This window comes from Paraburkholderia sp. Ac-20340 (assembly GCF_017104965.1).
In the GTDB taxonomy this organism is placed as follows: domain Bacteria; phylum Pseudomonadota; class Gammaproteobacteria; order Burkholderiales; family Burkholderiaceae; genus Paraburkholderia.
Genome location: NZ_JAAGPR010000002.1, coordinates 51,134 through 66,675 on the forward strand (window position 1 = coordinate 51,134; position 15,542 = coordinate 66,675).

The 15,542-nt window shown below is 65.1% G+C and carries 14 protein-coding genes; 9 read left to right on the forward strand and 5 right to left on the reverse strand.

The features are described from left to right. The first annotated feature begins 148 nt into the window (after positions 1-148). From G3N59_RS03285 to G3N59_RS03295, 3 genes are all read left to right on the forward strand, one after another. Positions 149-1,327: a sigma-54 dependent transcriptional regulator gene (locus G3N59_RS03285; protein WP_205981130.1), complete on the forward strand. Its 1,179-nt coding sequence runs from the start codon at positions 149-151 to the stop codon at positions 1,325-1,327. Positions 1,328-1,587: 260 nt separating this feature from the next. Next, positions 1,588-2,226 (forward strand): hypothetical protein, encoded by a 639-nt coding sequence (locus G3N59_RS03290; protein WP_241023165.1) that lies wholly within the window; start codon positions 1,588-1,590, stop codon positions 2,224-2,226. After that, positions 2,223-2,753: a hypothetical protein gene (locus G3N59_RS03295; protein ID WP_205981131.1), complete on the forward strand. Its 531-nt coding sequence runs from the start codon at positions 2,223-2,225 to the stop codon at positions 2,751-2,753. The genes G3N59_RS03290 and G3N59_RS03295 overlap by 4 nt, the downstream gene beginning before the upstream one ends. 104 nt (positions 2,754-2,857) lie before the next feature. On the opposite strand, the gene G3N59_RS03300 is transcribed toward G3N59_RS03295, so the two are convergent. After that, a complete protein-coding gene (locus tag G3N59_RS03300) occupies positions 2,858-4,207 on the reverse strand; it encodes a nitrate/sulfonate/bicarbonate ABC transporter ATP-binding protein (RefSeq protein ID WP_205981132.1) in 1,350 nt (449 codons plus the stop codon). 41 nt (positions 4,208-4,248) lie between these two features. After that, positions 4,249-6,033 carry an ABC transporter permease subunit gene (locus G3N59_RS03305; RefSeq protein WP_205981133.1) on the reverse strand — a complete coding sequence of 595 codons (1,785 nt, stop codon included), beginning with the start codon at positions 6,031-6,033 and terminating at the stop codon, positions 4,249-4,251. Positions 6,034-6,560: 527 nt separating this feature from the next. On the opposite strand from G3N59_RS03305, the gene G3N59_RS03310 reads away from it, so the two are divergent. Both G3N59_RS03310 and G3N59_RS03315 read left to right on the forward strand, forming a co-directional pair. Continuing rightward, positions 6,561-8,240 carry a sensor domain-containing diguanylate cyclase gene (locus G3N59_RS03310; RefSeq protein ID WP_205981134.1) on the forward strand — a complete coding sequence of 560 codons (1,680 nt, stop codon included), beginning with the start codon at positions 6,561-6,563 and terminating at the stop codon, positions 8,238-8,240. 209 nt (positions 8,241-8,449) lie between these two features. Continuing rightward, a complete protein-coding gene (locus G3N59_RS03315) occupies positions 8,450-8,716 on the forward strand; it encodes a hypothetical protein (RefSeq protein ID WP_027816578.1) in 267 nt (88 codons plus the stop codon). A gap of 150 nt (positions 8,717-8,866) precedes the next feature. Here the strand turns inward: G3N59_RS03315 and G3N59_RS03320 are convergent, their stop codons facing one another. Together G3N59_RS03320 and G3N59_RS03325 are read right to left on the reverse strand one after the other, a co-directional pair. Then, positions 8,867-10,180, reverse strand: coding sequence for an ATP-binding protein (locus tag G3N59_RS03320; protein ID WP_205981135.1), 1,314 nt, complete (start codon positions 10,178-10,180; stop codon positions 8,867-8,869). Next, on the reverse strand, positions 10,164-10,895 hold the full coding sequence (locus tag G3N59_RS03325) for a response regulator (protein ID WP_027816580.1): 732 nt from the start codon (positions 10,893-10,895) through the stop codon (positions 10,164-10,166). The genes G3N59_RS03320 and G3N59_RS03325 overlap by 17 nt, the downstream gene beginning before the upstream one ends. 236 nt (positions 10,896-11,131) lie before the next feature. On the opposite strand from G3N59_RS03325, the gene G3N59_RS03330 reads away from it, so the two are divergent. Further along, a complete protein-coding gene (locus G3N59_RS03330) occupies positions 11,132-11,686 on the forward strand; it encodes a periplasmic heavy metal sensor (protein ID WP_205981136.1) in 555 nt (184 codons plus the stop codon). A 116-nt stretch (positions 11,687-11,802) separates the two neighbouring features. On the opposite strand, the gene G3N59_RS03335 is transcribed toward G3N59_RS03330, so the two are convergent. Further along, a complete protein-coding gene (locus tag G3N59_RS03335) occupies positions 11,803-12,501 on the reverse strand; it encodes a pirin family protein (RefSeq protein WP_205981137.1) in 699 nt (232 codons plus the stop codon). A gap of 527 nt (positions 12,502-13,028) precedes the next feature. Between G3N59_RS03335 and G3N59_RS03340 the strand changes: the two genes are divergently transcribed. The 3 genes from G3N59_RS03340 to G3N59_RS03350 all read left to right on the forward strand — a co-directional run bounded on the left by G3N59_RS03340 (position 13,029) and on the right by G3N59_RS03350 (position 15,526). Further along, positions 13,029-13,805 (forward strand): ABC transporter substrate-binding protein, encoded by a 777-nt coding sequence (locus tag G3N59_RS03340; RefSeq protein ID WP_205981138.1) that lies wholly within the window; start codon positions 13,029-13,031, stop codon positions 13,803-13,805. 276 nt (positions 13,806-14,081) lie between these two features. Beyond that, the gene (gene hisQ, locus G3N59_RS03345; protein WP_205981139.1) at positions 14,082-14,771 is read left to right on the forward strand and encodes a histidine ABC transporter permease HisQ; all 690 of its coding nucleotides are present in this window, start codon (positions 14,082-14,084) and stop codon (positions 14,769-14,771) included. A 41-nt stretch (positions 14,772-14,812) separates the two neighbouring features. Then, a complete protein-coding gene (locus G3N59_RS03350) occupies positions 14,813-15,526 on the forward strand; it encodes an ABC transporter permease (protein ID WP_205981474.1) in 714 nt (237 codons plus the stop codon). Positions 15,527-15,542: the final 16 nt, after the last annotated feature.

Genomic DNA, 15,542 nt, shown 5'->3' on the forward strand with positions numbered 1-15,542 from the left:
CGGTCGCCGCCCGTCCGAAGCCTGCGTTGAAGTCGCGCCTGACCGTTCATGCGCGCCGCGCCTCGATGCGCGTGCGCCCGGACGGAAAGACGCGCGAGCCACTATCCCGGCCTCGGGCCACTTACTCACTTTGCAGGACGAATACCCTATGGCGTCAATCGAGCCGGGCTCGCCCGCCGCCGAACGAGATGAACCGCGCGCCACGCGAGATGAACGCGACGCGCGCCGTAACGAGAAAGGCAACGCCAGACAACGCGCGGCCGCCAGCGAAGCCGCCAATGCAAGCGGCAAGGATGCGCGCGGCGCCGAAGCGCGCGTCCCCGGTCTGCAGTCCTATGGGCTGCTGTACGGGTCGTCGGCGATCATGCTGGACCTGTACGAACAGATCGAGCGCGTCTCGGTCACCGACGCCACCGCGCTGATCGTCGGCGAATCGGGCACCGGCAAGGAGCTGGTCGCACGCACGATCCACGATCGCAGCGAGCGCCGCGACGGTCCGTTTATCGCCGTGAATTGCGGTGCGATCCCCGACGAGCTGATCGAAGCCGAACTCTTCGGTCACGAGAAAGGCAGCTTTACCGGCGCCGTGCAGGCACGCGACGGCCACTTCGAGCACGCGCGCGGCGGCACGCTGTTTCTCGACGAAGTCACCGAAATGTCGCTGCTGCATCAGGTCAAGCTGCTGCGCGCGCTGGAGAGCGGCGAGTACCGTCCGGTCGGCAGCAACGAGACGATACGCGGCGACGTACGCATCATTGCGGCGACCAATCGCGATCCGGTCGTGGCCGTGAAAGACAACGCGCTGCGCGAGGATCTGATGTATCGCCTCGCCGTGTTTCCGCTGCGCGCGCCGCCGTTGCGCGAGCGCGAGCGCGACCGCGAACTGCTGGCCCAGCTCTTTCTCACCGAACTCAACGAGGAAAGCGGCACGCAGAAAGTGTTCAGCAAGCGCGCGCTCGAAACCGTGCGCAACTGGTCCTGGCCGGGCAATGTGCGCGAGCTGAAGAACGCCGTGTATCGCGCGTTCATCCTCGCGGAAAAGCAGGTCGAGATCGCCCATCCGCAACTCGTGCCGAAGGTGAAGAAGCCGGTCACGCAGGGCGATGCGATGAGCGTGTGGATCGGCACGCCGCTCGCCGATGCGCAGAAGCAGATCATTCTCGGCACGCTCAAATACTGCGGCGGCGACAAGCGTCTCGCGGCGCGCACGCTCGGCGTGAGCCTGAAGACGCTGTATAACCGGCTCGGCAGTTATGGCGCGGAAGACGGCGATGCACCGCCGCTCGACGATGGCGATAACGACAGCGATCCGGCCGAGCTCGATTAGAAATATCGCGCGCGAATTCGAAGCGCGATTCGAAGCTGAATTCGCGCTAATTCGCACAAAAAGGTCGTGCCCGCAACCATGCAATGACAAGCGGCGCACGACCTTTTTCAATTTCTTGCATTTTCCCTATCCCCTTTGTAATTCTCATCCTGCACAATCCGCAGCACGAAATAGCACCTTGTTTTCATTCAAAAGGTGCATCAATACGTGCTGGAGCGTCGCCTGAGGCGAGCGCCAGCCGCCAGCGGCAGGGAATGAACATGCAAGAACGACGTGCCATGGCGTGCAATGCGCCATCGACGGCACCGCGCAGCGCAGCATCGGCAGGCGCAGTGCGGAATGACAACCTCGCGGCCGGTTCGGCTTCGGCAGGCTGGCGACGCAGCGCTTCCCTCACGCTGCTCGCCGCAGTCGCCAGCCTCGCCTGCTCCGCGTGCAGTTCGCTCTACTCCGAAGGCGCGCAAACGGGCGCGGGTGTCGCGGGCGCAGCGGTCGCCGCGAAGGTCACGAATAACGCGGCCGTAGCGACCGGCATCGGTCTGGGCGCGCTCGCGGCCGCCAAGGCCGGCGTGCAGTATTCCGAACGCGTCGTGCACAACAATACCCAGGACAGCATCGCCAAGGCGGCCGGTCCGCTCGACGTGGGCGGCGTGGCGCCGTGGTCCATCGTCCACTCGTTTCCCATCGAAGAAGACGCGCATGGCCGCGTGACGGTGAGCCGCGCGATCAGCACGGGCGAACTCGACTGCAAGGAAATCGTCTTCTCCGTCGATCGCGACGCGACCAAGGACAAGGCCGCCAGCAGCGCGTTCTACGTGGCTTCGGTGTGCCGCGACGGTCAGACGTGGAAGTGGGCGTCCGCCGAACCCGCCACCGATCGCTGGGGCGCGCTGCAATGAGCGGCACGACCAGCATGGCCGTGCCGGGCGCACGCCTGATCGCGCTCGTGGCGCTGTGCGCGGGCGCGGCGCTCGGCGTGAGCGCCTGCGGTTCGATCGGCGCGGCCAGCGGCGCCGCGGCGGCCGCCGCCACCGGCATCGTCACGGCCAATCCCGCCATCGGCGTGGGCGTGGGCATCGCCGTGCAAGCCGCCACCGACGAAGCCGTCAACCGCTTCATGAAGAGCATGCACGCCGATCAGCAGGAAATGATCGCCGAAACGGCCGGGCGCTTGCCCGTGGGCGGCAGCGACAGTTGGCGCATCAAGCACAAGCTGCCGGTCGAAAACGGCCACGGCGAAGTGCGCGTGACGCGCGCCTTCGCGTCGGCGCTGGCGCTGTGCAAGGACTTCGCGTTCTCGGTGCAGGACGGCGACAAGCCCGACTCGCCCCAGCAGTGGTACACGGCGAGCGCCTGTCAGGACGACAGCGGCTGGAAATGGGCCACCGCCGAACCGGCCGTCGAGCGTTGGGGCTCGCTGCAGTAACGCCTTTTGCAGTGCTTTTGCAGCGCCTCTGCAGTTTCGCAGCACGAAAAAAACGGTCGCCTCGGCGACCGTTTTGCATTGATCGACTGCGAAGATCCAGAAAATCAGGACTCCACGTCTTCCAGACTGAAGATTTCCGACTGGTCGTTGTACGAGAAGATTTCGCCATAACGGCCCCAGTCGATCACCGTGTCGAGCGTTTCTTCCGCTGCGCCATCCGAGAGGAAATCTTCCAGTTCCTGCTCGAAACGCACGCGCGGCGCGCGATGGCCGGGACGCTCGTTGAGCACCTTCTTGATCCGCGCCGCCAGCGGCACGTGACGCAGCAGATGTTCCGCGAACATCATCTTGCGCTCCTGCGTGCCGAATTCCGCAAACACGCGCGCGGGCGGCGTGAGCAGCACATCGCCTTCGCGCACATCGGCGAAACCGAGGTACTGCAGCACTTCCGCGATCGGGAACAGATCGTCCACTTCCAGATGCAGCGAGCGGGCGATTTCCGGCATGTCGGCGCGGCCGTGGTACGGCGCGGCCGCCAGCGTTTCGATCAGACCCGCCATCAGGTTGGTGGACACGCGCGGCAGCCAGCTACCCAGCTCCAGCCCCTTCTTCGTGGTTTCGCCGGTCTGACGCGCCGTCATCTTCGCGTAGATGTCGTCGACCAGCTTGCGGAACGCCGGATCGAGACGGTTGCGCGGGTGCTTGAACGGCACCTTGATTTCCGCGACCACGCGGCCAGGATTGGACGACAGCACCAGAATACGGTCGCACATGAACACCGCTTCTTCGATGTTGTGCGTGACGATCAGAATCGACTTGATCGGCAGGCGGCCTTGCGTCCACAGATCGAGCAGATCGGTACGCAGCGTTTCGGCCGTCAGCACGTCGAGCGCCGAGAACGGTTCGTCCATCAGCATCAGATTCGGGTCGACGACCAGCGCGCGCGCGAAACCCACACGCTGGCGCATACCGCCGGAAAGCTCGCGCGGGTAAGCGTTCTCAAAACCGTCCAGACCGATCAGGTCGATGGCGGCCAGTGCGCGTTCGCGGCGCTCGCGCGCGCCCACGCCCTGCGCTTCCAGACCCGCTTCCACGTTCTGTAGCACGGTCAGCCACGGGAACAGCGCGAAGGTCTGGAACACCATCGCCACGCCTTCAGCCGGGCCGTCGAGCGGTTTGCCGCGCCAGGTCACATCGCCCGCCGTCGGCTCGATCAGCCCGGCGATGATGCGCAGCAGCGTCGATTTACCGGAGCCCGAGCGGCCCAGCAAGCCGACGATCTCGCCTTCGCGCAGCGACAGATTGGCGTCGTCCAGCACGAGCAGTTCGCCCTGGTTCTTGTTGAAACCGCGGCACACGTTCTGCACGCGCAGAAGTTCTTCGCCGAGACGCGGCGGATTCGCAGCGGTCTGCACGTCGCCGTGCGCGGCGCTGAGGGTCTTGGGGTTTTGCATCGCTTTACCTTCGAGCCTTCGATTTATTCGGTCAGTTGCGATCAGTCCAGCCGCAGCCGCGACTCGGCGTGCGTATAGAGCGGACGCCAGAGCACGCGGTTGAACAGCGTGACGAACAACGACATCACGGCGATGCCGAGGATGATCTTCGGATAGTCGCCGGCGGCGGTCATCTGCGCGATATACGCGCCCAGACCGTGCGCCGCGACTTTGGTGTCGCCCCACTGCACGAACTCGGCGACGATGCTGGCGTTCCACGCGCCGCCCGACGCCGTGATCGCGCCCGTGATGTAGTACGGGAACACGCCCGGCAGCATCGCCTGCCGCCACCACTGCCAGCCGCGGATGTGGAAATTCTTCGCCGCCTCGCGGTAGTCGTTCGGATAGGCGCTCGCGCCTGCGATCACGTTGAACAGGATATACCACTGCGTCCCGAGCACGATCAGCGGTGACAGCCAGATGTCAGGATTGAGGTGGAACCGCACGATCACGATCACGAACACCGGGAACAGCAGGTTGGCCGGAAAAGCCGCGAGGAACTGCGCGAGCGGCTGGAATTTTTCCGCGAGCGCCGGACGCAGGCCGATCAGCACGCCCAGCGGCACCCAGATCACCGAAGCAATCGCGATCAGCACGATCACGCGCAGCAGCGTAATGAAGCCGAGTCCGAGCACATGGCCGACTTCGTCGAGCGAGACGCCGGTGCGCACATAGGCGACCACGCGCCACACGACGTAGATCGTCAGCGCGATCACGAACACAGCCCAGATCGCATCGCCGAGCTTCGCGCGCAGACCGCCGCGCGGCGCCTTCGAAGGCGCTGCACGCTGCACGACGGCAAGCGCGGGTAGCGCGGGTAGTGCGAACGGCAGACGGAACGGCACGCGCGCGGCCTTCGAGAAGAACCAGCCGAGCGGCACCAGCAGTTGGTGAATCAGATGGGTGCGACGGATCAGGTCGAGCAGCCACGATTCGGGCGCATCGCCGGAACTGGTGTTCTCCATGCGGAACTTGTCGGCCCACGCGACCAGCGGGCGGAACAGCAATTGATCGTAGGCGAGGATCACGACGACCATCGCCAGAATCACCCAGCCGATGGCGTGCATGTTCTTTTCGGTGATCGCCTGCGCCAGATATGCGCCGATGCCCGGCAGCGTGATCGTGTTGTTGCCCACCGTGATCGCTTCGGAAGCCACCACGAAGAACCAGCCGCCCGACATCGACATCATCATGTTCCAGATGAGGCCGGGCATCGAAAACGGCACTTCGAGTTTCCAGAAGCGTTGCCAGCCGGTCAGATGGAAACCCTTCGACACTTCGTCCAGATCGCGCGGCACGGTGCGCAGCGACTGGTAGAAGCTGAACGTCATGTTCCACGCCTGGCTGGTGAAGATCGCGAAGATCGCCGCGAGTTCGGCGCCCAGCACGCGCGACGGAAACAGCGCGAGGAAGAACGTGACCGTGAACGAGATATAGCCCAGCACCGGCACCGACTGAAGAATGTCGAGGATCGGCACCAGCACCTGGCCCGCGCGGCGGCTCTTGGCCGCCAGCGTGCCGTACACCAGCGTGAAGATCAGCGAGGCGACCATCGCCGCCAGCATGCGCAGCGTCGTGCGCATGGCGTATTCAGGCAGATTGGCCGGATCGAGCGAAATCGGCTGCGTCTTGAGCACGGCGATCGGCGCCATGGTTTCGTGGAAACCCACAGCCGCCATCGCAATCAGGCAGATGATGAGCGGAAACGCGACGAAGTCCCAGCGATTGGGCAGCACGCGCCACGCCGAAACGTTGGCGGTGCGATTGAGATTGAAGCTGAAGTCCATTCAGGCGCCCTCCCCGCGTTGCGGTTGATGGATACGAAACGTCGCGCGGCGCACCGCAGCACGGCGGGCAAAGTGCAACGAGGAACAGCAATCGGGACGGACAGAACGCATGGACTCGATATTTCGTTAGCGTGGGTTTGCGCAAGCGGCGCGGGCGAGCCCGGCTCACGAACGGCACGACACTACTACAACATTCGTGACACATTCAACCTTGCCCGCGGTCCGCGCGATTCGCCGCAAAGTCACGCCTGGCGGGGCTTTCGGGCTGCTTTCGAGGGCATTCCGGCAAGCTTCCAGGCATGGGCGCAGCGAGCGCGCCGCCGCGCTCGCATCGGGCATACAAACTGCATCAAAGCGGCGCTTCTGCACCGTTTGCGCCTTCTCCACGGTCGTTCGGGAGTTAAAATACCGACACAGCAAGGCTCGCCGACTGTCGTACCGACTGTCTCACCGGCCGCCGCGCCACGACGCCGGGCTACCCGCCCGCCTACGCTCACCCGCGATCGCACTTACGAACCAGAAGGCCGATGAACAGGAGACTCTTGCGTCAGGCTGCCGGACCCGTCGGGGTCGTGGTGGTCGCGCTCGTCTGCTGGCTGGGCGCCGGCTGGCTCGCCGACCGCATGGTGCGCCAGGAACTCGACGCCTCGCTGGGCGCGCAGCGCCAGATGACGCGCTCGATCGTCGACAACATGGCCGAGGTGATCGCCAGCGATCTGTCGATGTCGCGCGCCATTCCCGCGACCATGGCCGAAACCCACATTGTTCAGCAGGCGCTGACTACGGCCGCGCATTATGCCGCCTCGCACGCTTCGACGGAACTGGCGCGGCGCGAAGAACTCCAGCACGTGCCCGATCTCACCGGCATCAACCGCTTCCTGCACGACGCCCAGGGCTTCTCGGGTCTCGACGCCATCTGGCTCGTCAACGCCAACGGCATCTGCATCGCGTCGAGCAACGCGATGGAAAAAATCTCCTACGTGGGCGTGGACATGCGCCCGCGCGCGTACCTGAGCGACACGCTGCTGGGCGCGTTCTCCGAAACCTACGGCGTGGGCACCTCAAGCGGCGAACCGGGCATTTTCGTGGCCGCGCCCGCCTATAGCGACGGCCTGCTGGTGGGCGCCGTGGTCGCCAAGGTCAGCATCGCGCGGCTGCGGCACTGGGTCACGCATCCCGGCACCTTCGTCTCCGACAGCAACGGCGTGATCGTGATGGCGCACGACAGCTCGCTCGAAGGCCTGGCGATGCCGGGCTCGCACGTCGAGGAAATGAACGCCGTCGATCGCGTGAACACCTATCTGCGCGAGCGCTTCAGCGAGATTTCGCTGCAAAGCGCGGCGCGGGCCGCCAGTTCCCAGGCGCCGTGGATGCCCGAGGCCGACGCGCACGCGCTCGTCGATCTGCCCGGCCAGCACGCGCCTGCGCTCTATGAAGTGCGCGGCGGGCTCAATTCGGGGCTGTCGGCGCATCTGGTCGATCCGCTCAACGCGTGGAGCGAACTGCTCGCCAATCATCGGCGCGACCGGCTGCTGATTTTTCTGACGCTGGCAGGTTCGGCGGCGCTGGCGGCGGTGATTTCGATTTCGTGGGTGCGCGAGCGGCGCCTGCACCGCGCGAGCCGCGATCTCGCCGGGCAATTGCAGGCCGCCAATGCGCTGCTGGCCGCCGAGGCGCGCCACGACGCGCTCACGGGCGCGCTCTCGCGGCGCTATTTCCTCGACCTGCTGCGTCGCGAAATCGACGCCGCTTACGCGAACGGCCAGCCGCTGTGCATGGCGATCGCCGATCTCGACCACTTCAAGCAGATCAACGACCGCTTCGGCCATCCGGCCGGCGACCGCGCCTTGCAGCATTTTGTCGAAACCTGCCGCGCCGAGCTACGTTCGGACGATGCGGTCGGGCGGCTTGGCGGCGAAGAGTTCGGCATCCTGCTGCCCGCCACCGCCTTGCAAACCGGTCATGACGTGATCGAGCGCCTGCGCCGCGAAGTGAAATCGAGCCATTGCGCAGGACTGCCGGACGAAGCCAACCTGAGCGTGAGTATCGGCATCACGGAACTCGCGCCGTCCCAGGATCAGCCCGAACGCCTGATGAGCCGCGCCGATCTGGCGCTCTACATGGCCAAGGCGGGCGGGCGCGATCGCTGCGAAGCCATGACCGCCGACGGCGCCGTGCCGCCGCGCACGGCCGCCGAAACCTGGTAAAAAACGGCCGCCAATCCAGGCGTTTTCCGTCGTTTTCCGTAACAGACGGAAAGCCGCAACCATGGTGCACTGCAAGACTCGACCGGGGCCTGGCGGCTCAACGCGGTATCATCGGTTAATTCAGTCTTTCGGGGTGCGTGAATGCGCGCTGCGCCCGACATGGCGCAGGTCGCTACGCACCGTAGTCACCGCACATTGAGGAGGCATGCATGAAGGGAAATCTGGTCATCGTCTGTCGCGATCAGGATGCTCTCGCGTTCGACCAGTTGATGGTCGAATACGGAGCGTTTCAGACGCGCCTGTCATCGACCGCGTGGTACCTGAAGCTCGAAGCCGCGCCCGAGCTGGTACAGGAAGAGATTCTTGCCCGCCTGGGCAAGTACACGACGCACTACATCTTCGAAGCGGGCAGCGTGACTTACAACACGGTCGACAATGAGGCTGCCGCCGCACTCGACACGCTGTTTTCGGTTTGATTGAAGTTTGACCGACGCTCGATCCAGAGCGTCATACGCGCCTTGCAGGCGCAGAGTGGGCGACGTTAGAACCGCTACGCGCCCACATCCGCTCACCACCACCCTGCTTCCACGCCGAAGCACACCTTCCAGCACAGCGCCGCAAGGCGCTCACCAGATCTGCGCTGCCTCGGCGACGGTGCGCTCGACCACCTCGTACGGGAACGTCATACGCACCGCGAGGCCGCCACTTTCCCCATTGCCGATGGCGATCTCGCCACCCGCACGCCGCACCAGACGCTCGACGATCGCGAGTCCCAGGCCGCTATGGCCGTTGCCGCCGCGCGCCGGATCGAGCCGCACGAACGGCCGGCTGGCCTGCGTGAGATCCTGATCGGCGATGCCCTTGCCGTGATCGCGCACGCACAGCGTAAAGCCTTCGGCGTCGCGCGACGTTTCGATCACCACGGGCGGCGCGCCATAAGCGTGCGCGTTATCGAGCAGATTCGACACCAGACGCTCGAGCGTCGCCGCAGGCAGACGGAAATCCGGCCCGGCCTTGAAGCGGCGCTCGATCAGGATCGATTCGCCGCCCACCGTGCGGTAATTGCGCGCGATGCGCTCGCACTGGTCGTCCACCACGAGCGGTTCGCTGCGATCCGCGCCGTCGTGCGCGAACACCAGAAACTGATCGATGATGTGCGCCATCGAATCCACGTCGCGCACCACGCCGTCGCGCACCTTCTGCTCATCCATCATTTCGGCGCGCAGACGCAGACGCGCCAGCGGCGTCTTCAGATCGTGCGCGACGCCCGCGAGCATCACGGCACGGTCTTTATCCGTTTGCTCGACTTCCTTGACCATCTGGTTGAAGCCGCGCGTGAGCTGGCGCAACTCGCGCGGCCCGCGCTCGGGCAGCGGCGGCACCGGCTGGCCGCGGCCAAAACGCGCCACGGCATGCGCGAGCGCGCGCAACGGTTTTTGCACCATCCACGCCGCCACCAGCGCGGCCACCAGCGCCGCCGAGAAAATGATGATGAACCACGGCGCGCGGTCGATCGGCCGCATCACGCGCAGCGGCTGACCCGGCACGACAATCCATTTGCTGTCCGTGGGCGCCTTCACCCATAGCGTGGGCGGACGGCCCGGCGTGCCCGCGCGCACCTCGGTGCCCGGCGGCATGCGCTCGCGCATATCGTCGATAAAGCGGCGCAGCGGCTCGGGATAGTCGTTGCGCACGGACGGCACGTCCGGGCTGTCGGGCGCGACGACCTGCACGCGCGACGGGAGCGGCTGGTCGGGCTCGCGCTCGACGTGCTGACGCACGGCATCGACGAGGAACATGGCCTCTTCGACTGCGTAGCGCGTCTGCATCTGGTCGCGCTCGAGACGCATGAGCGCAAACCACGCGACGTGCGAAAGAAGCAGAACGCCGATAAAGAGCAGCGCTAGCCGCCCGAACAGCGAATCAACCGGCTGGCGCATGACTGCCCTGTTCACCGTCCGGCACGAACACATAGCCGCGGCCGCGCACGGTCTGAATGAAACGCGGCGTGGACGGATCGGATTCGAGAATGCGGCGCAGACGCCACACCTGCACGTCGATACCGCGGTCGGTGCCGTCATATTCGGGACCGTGCAGCAGTTCGAGCAGGCGCTCGCGCGTGAGCGTGCGCATGGGGTGGTTGACGAAAATCTTCAGGAGCGCGAATTCACTGCCCGACAGCATGATGGGCTTGCCTTCCTGCTGCAGCGTGCGCGACTGGAAATCGAGCGTGAAGCGGCCGAACGAGAACGGCTCGCGCTGTTCGGGCGCGGCCGCCGACGGCACCGTGCGACGGCGGCGCAGCACCGCCTGCACGCGCGCCAGCAGCTCGCGCGGGTTGAAGGGCTTGCCGAGGTAGTCGTCCGCGCCGAGTTCGAGACCGACGATGCGGTCCACGTCGTCCGCGCGCGCGGTCAGCATGATCACGGGGATGTCGTCGCCAGACGCGCGCAGCTTGCGCAGCGCCGTCAGGCCGTCGACGCCCGGCATCATCAGATCGAGCACGATCAGATCGGGACGCTCGCGCTCGAGGCGGCGCTCGAGCGAGCCCGCGTCGTGCAGCACCGACACTTCCATGCCTTGCCGAGCCAGATAGTCGCGCAGCAGATCGCGCAGTTCGACGTCGTCATCGACGACCAGAATTTGAGTAGCCATGGGACGAAGTTTAACGCGCGTAAGTGGCCCGTTTGCTTACACGGACCGGGTTTGGGTTACGAGAAGTTACCGCGAAAGGCCGCCGTAATGTCGCGTAATTTCCGCAGCCGGGACCGTAACACGGGGGGCGCAACCGCTCTATACGCTAGGGACACCGGTTGCGAACGCCCGCACCTTTTTGCGAAGCGACGTGCCATACCGGACCAAACCTTCAAGGATTTGTCAGGAGCTTCACCATGTACAAGACCCCTTCGCGCCTTCTCGCGATCGCCGCTGCCTCGCTCGCTCTCACGATCGGCGCTACCGCCGCTCACGCACAAACGCCGCCGCCCCCGGGCGGCCCCGCCATGATGCACGGCCACCACGGCGGCCCGGGCATGCACGGCGATTTCATGATGGCCGCCAAAAAGCTGCACGACAAGCTGAACCTGAACGCCGCGCAGGAAAAGCAGTGGCAAACCGCCGTCGACACGATGAAGCAGAACGGCGAAGCGATGCACAAGAACCACGAGCAGCTCAAGCAGCAGTTCGACGCGCAGAAGAACCAGCCGATCCTCGATCTGAACGCGATGCACAGCACGCATCAGCAGATCGACCAGCAGGACTCGCAACTGCGCGAGCAGACCGCGCAAGCCTGGCTGGCGTTCTACAACGGCCTGAACGATCAGCAGAAGACCACCGTGAGCTCGGCGCTCAAGGAACGCTTCGCGAAGATGGAACAGCGCCACGAGAAGATGCGCGAGCACTGGGAGCATCGCAAGGGCGCGGCTTCGGCTCCGGCTGGGCAATAAGCGTCTGGTCGGCGGGCGGCGTCGGTACCTGACTGGTACCGATCTGCCCGCCGGAATACAAAACGCCGCGGGATTCGCATCCCGCGGCGTTTTTTCGTTCAGGCGTCTGGACGGAGTTACGCCACGTCGAACAACAGCACTTCCGCCTGCTCGCCATGCGCGAGCGTGACCGCCGCTTCGGCGTCGATCATCGCGGCGTCGCCCGCGTCCAGCCGCTGGCCGTTGACCTCCACCGCGCCGCGCGCCACGTGCACGTAGGCGCGCCGGCCGGCCGCCAGCGTGTAATCCGCGCGTTCGTCGCCGTCGATCAGCGCCGCGTGGATCGAGGCGTCGCTTTGCACGCTCACCGATCCGTCGCGCCCGTCGGGCGAGGCGATCACGCGCAGACGGCCACGTTTGTCGGCGTCGTCGAAACGCTTTTCTTCGTAGCCGGGCGCCCCGCCGCGCAGGCTCGGCAGCAGCCAGATCTGCAGCAGATGCGCTTCCTCGTCCGGCGAGCCGTTGAACTCGCTGTGCATCACGCCCGTGCCCGCGCTCATGCGCTGCACGTCGCCGGGGCGGATGGTCGAGCCGTTGCCCATGCTGTCACGGTGCGCGAGCGCGCCCGACAGCACATAGGTGACGATCTCCATATCGCGGTGGCCATGCGCGCCGAAGCCCTTGCCGCCAGCGATGCGGTCGTCGTTGAGCACGCGCAGCGCGCCGTAGTGAACGTGTGCTTCGTCGAAATAGTCCGCGAACGAGAAGCTGTGATACGAGTCGAGCCAGCCGTGGTTGGCGTGGCCGCGTTCGTCGGCGCGTCGGATGGCGAGCATCGGAATCTCCTGTTGGTCGTGACGATCATGTCGATGTCCCAAGGTAAGGGCGAAAGCCCGCCAGGACAATCCGCAGCGGCGCACCGGATCGTTTCGCCAGCAACATCAATGCGTCGATGGCGGGCTTGTATTTGCTTCGCCTGTCAGACCAATGCGACAGGCATGAGCCAACAAACCGCGCGGGCGTGCGCTTCGGGTAAAATACCGCCCTTTTGCGACCGGCGGCGGTCGTGGGCGCCCTTGCGCGCCCGCTTTGCGGCCGGTTCCAGCAGGCGACAGCGGGAAATGCACTCGATGCGCGAATTCGATGCACTGAAGCATCGCGTCCGACCCGTATTTTTGATCGCCTAAAATGGCGGCGCCCGGTCAAGAGCCGGCCCGAAACCAGCGCGCGCCGGCCGGACGTTTCCAGAACGCCGGCAAACCGGTCCGTTCGCGGCACCCTCGCGAACAACCGCGCCAGTATCAGCAATGCAAAGAACTGGGATGCGTGCACACCGCACGTGCTCCGGCTCGACAGGAGAATGATGAAGAAGTTCGCAGTGTGCGTCGCACTCGCCCTCGTTGCCAGCGGCGTTGCAGCCAAGGATTGGAAAACCGTGCGCATCGGCGTCGATGCGAGTTATCCGCCGTTCGAGTCGAAGGCGGCCAACGGCCAGATCACCGGTTTCGACGTCGATCTGACCAAAGCGCTGTGCGCGCGCATGAACGTGAAGTGTGTCTGGGTCGAAAACGACCTCGACGGCATCATCCCCGCGCTCAAGGCCCGCAAGTTCGACGCGATCATTTCGTCGCTGACGATCACGCCGCAGCGCGCCCAGCAGATCGATTACTCCGACAAGATGTTCGACGCGCCCGCGCGCATGATCGCGCGCACCGGCTCGCCGCTGCTGCCGACGCCGGAGTCGCTCAAGGGCAAGAACGTCGGCGTCGAGCAGGGCTCGACCCAGGAAGCGTACGCCAAGGTTCACTGGTCGCCCAAGGGCGTGAACGTGATCTCGTACGCGAACCAGGACCAGGTTTATCAGGATCTGATGTCGGGTCGCCTGGACGCCACGCTGCAGGACGAAGTGCAAGCCGACTACGGCTTCCTGAAGACGCCGCGCGGCAAGGGTTTCGGCTGGGCCGGCCCGGAAGTGGAAGATCTGGCGACGATCGGTGACGGCACGGCCATCGGCCTGCGCAAGGACGATGCGGACCTGAAGGCGAAGTTCAACGCCGCGCTGGCTTCGATGCACAAGGACGGCACGTTCGACAAGATCGCGAAGCAGTATTTCGACTTCGATATCTACAAAGGCAAGTAAGCTGCAGGGCCGCGCGGCCGGGGGCCCGCCCCGATAGACCGCGCGAGGCCTTCGTATACAGTGGCCACCACGCAGTTGCAACCGCGCAGTGGCAGCCGCGCAGGTTTCGAGGGTAGCAGCCCGGAACCGGCGCAGAACAACGAACCATCGCACCAACGGGAACGCGGCCAGCCACGCCGGCCGCGCATGAACGGCAATTGAACCGCGGCAGCGACTGCCGCGTCTTTCGCGGGACGCACTCCACGTTTTCGGGGTCGCCCCGTCAGGGACTCACCTATGTTTCTTCAAGGCTACGGCCCGCTGATCCTCGCCGGCACCTGGCAGACCGTCAAGCTCGCCGTGCTCTCGCTCGTGCTGTCGTTCGTGCTCGGCCTGCTGGGCGCGGCGGCGAAGCTGTCGAAAAACCGCGTCGTCAACGGCGCGGGCACGGCCTACACCACGATCATTCGCGGCGTGCCCGATCTCGTGCTGATGCTGCTGCTGTTCTATAGCATCCAGATCTGGCTGAACATGGTCACCGACCACTTCGGCATGGATCAGATCGACATCGACCCGTTCCTCGCTGGCGTGATCGTGCTGGGCTTCATCTACGGCGCGTATTTCACCGAAACGTTCCGTGGCGCGTTTCTTTCGGTGCCGCGCGGCCAGCTCGAAGCGGGCCACGCCTACGGCATGACCAACTGGCAGGTGTTCACGCGCGTGATGTTCCCGCAGATGATGCGCTTCGCCCTGCCCGGCATCGGCAATAACTGGCAGGTGCTGGTGAAGTCCACCGCGCTGGTGTCGATCATCGGTCTCGCCGATGTCGTGAAGGCGAGCCAGGACGCCGGCAAGGGCACGCTGCGCTTCTTCTTCTTCACGCTGCTGGCGGGCGCGATCTATCTCGTCATCACGACCGTCTCGAACTTCGTGCTCATGTATCTCGACAAGCGCTACTCCACCGGCGTGCGCAAAGCGGATCTCTGAAGCGACTCAGGCACAGGACAAGGCCAACGACAATGCAAGACCTGATCGAGCTGATCCAGCAATACTGGCGCAATTACCTCTATACCGACGGCTATCACTTCACCGGCGTCGCCATTACGGCGTGGCTGCTGGTGGTGTCGATCGGCCTCGGCTTCTGTCTGTCGGTGCCGCTCGCCGTGGCGCGCGTCTCGAAGAAGAAGTGGCTGTCGGGCCTCGTGTGGCTCTACACGTATATCTTCCGCGGCACGCCGCTCTATGTGCAGCTGCTGCTGTGCTACACGGGCCTCTATAGCCTCGACATCATCCGCAATCACGAGCTGACGAGCGCGTTCTTCCGCAGCGGCATGAACTGCACGCTGCTCGCCTTCACGCTCAACACCTGCGCGTACACCACCGAGATCTTCGCGGGCGCCATCAAGGCCACGCCCTACGGCGAGATCGAGGCCGCGCGCGCCTATGGCATGTCGCCGTTCACGCTGTATCGGCGCGTGATCCTGCCGTCGGCGCTGCGCCGCGCGCTGCCCTACTACAGCAACGAAGTCATCCTGATGCTGCACGCAACGACCGTGGCGTTCACGGCCACCGTGCCGGACATCCTGAAGATCGCCCGCGACGTCAATTCGGCCACCTATCAGTCGTTTGGCGCCTTCGGCATCGCCGCCATGCTGTACCTGATCATTTCTTTCACGCTCGTGTGGCTGTTCCGCCAGGCCGAGCGCCGCTGGCTCGCATACCTGCGACCGCAAGGCAAGTGAGCCATCGAGGTCATAG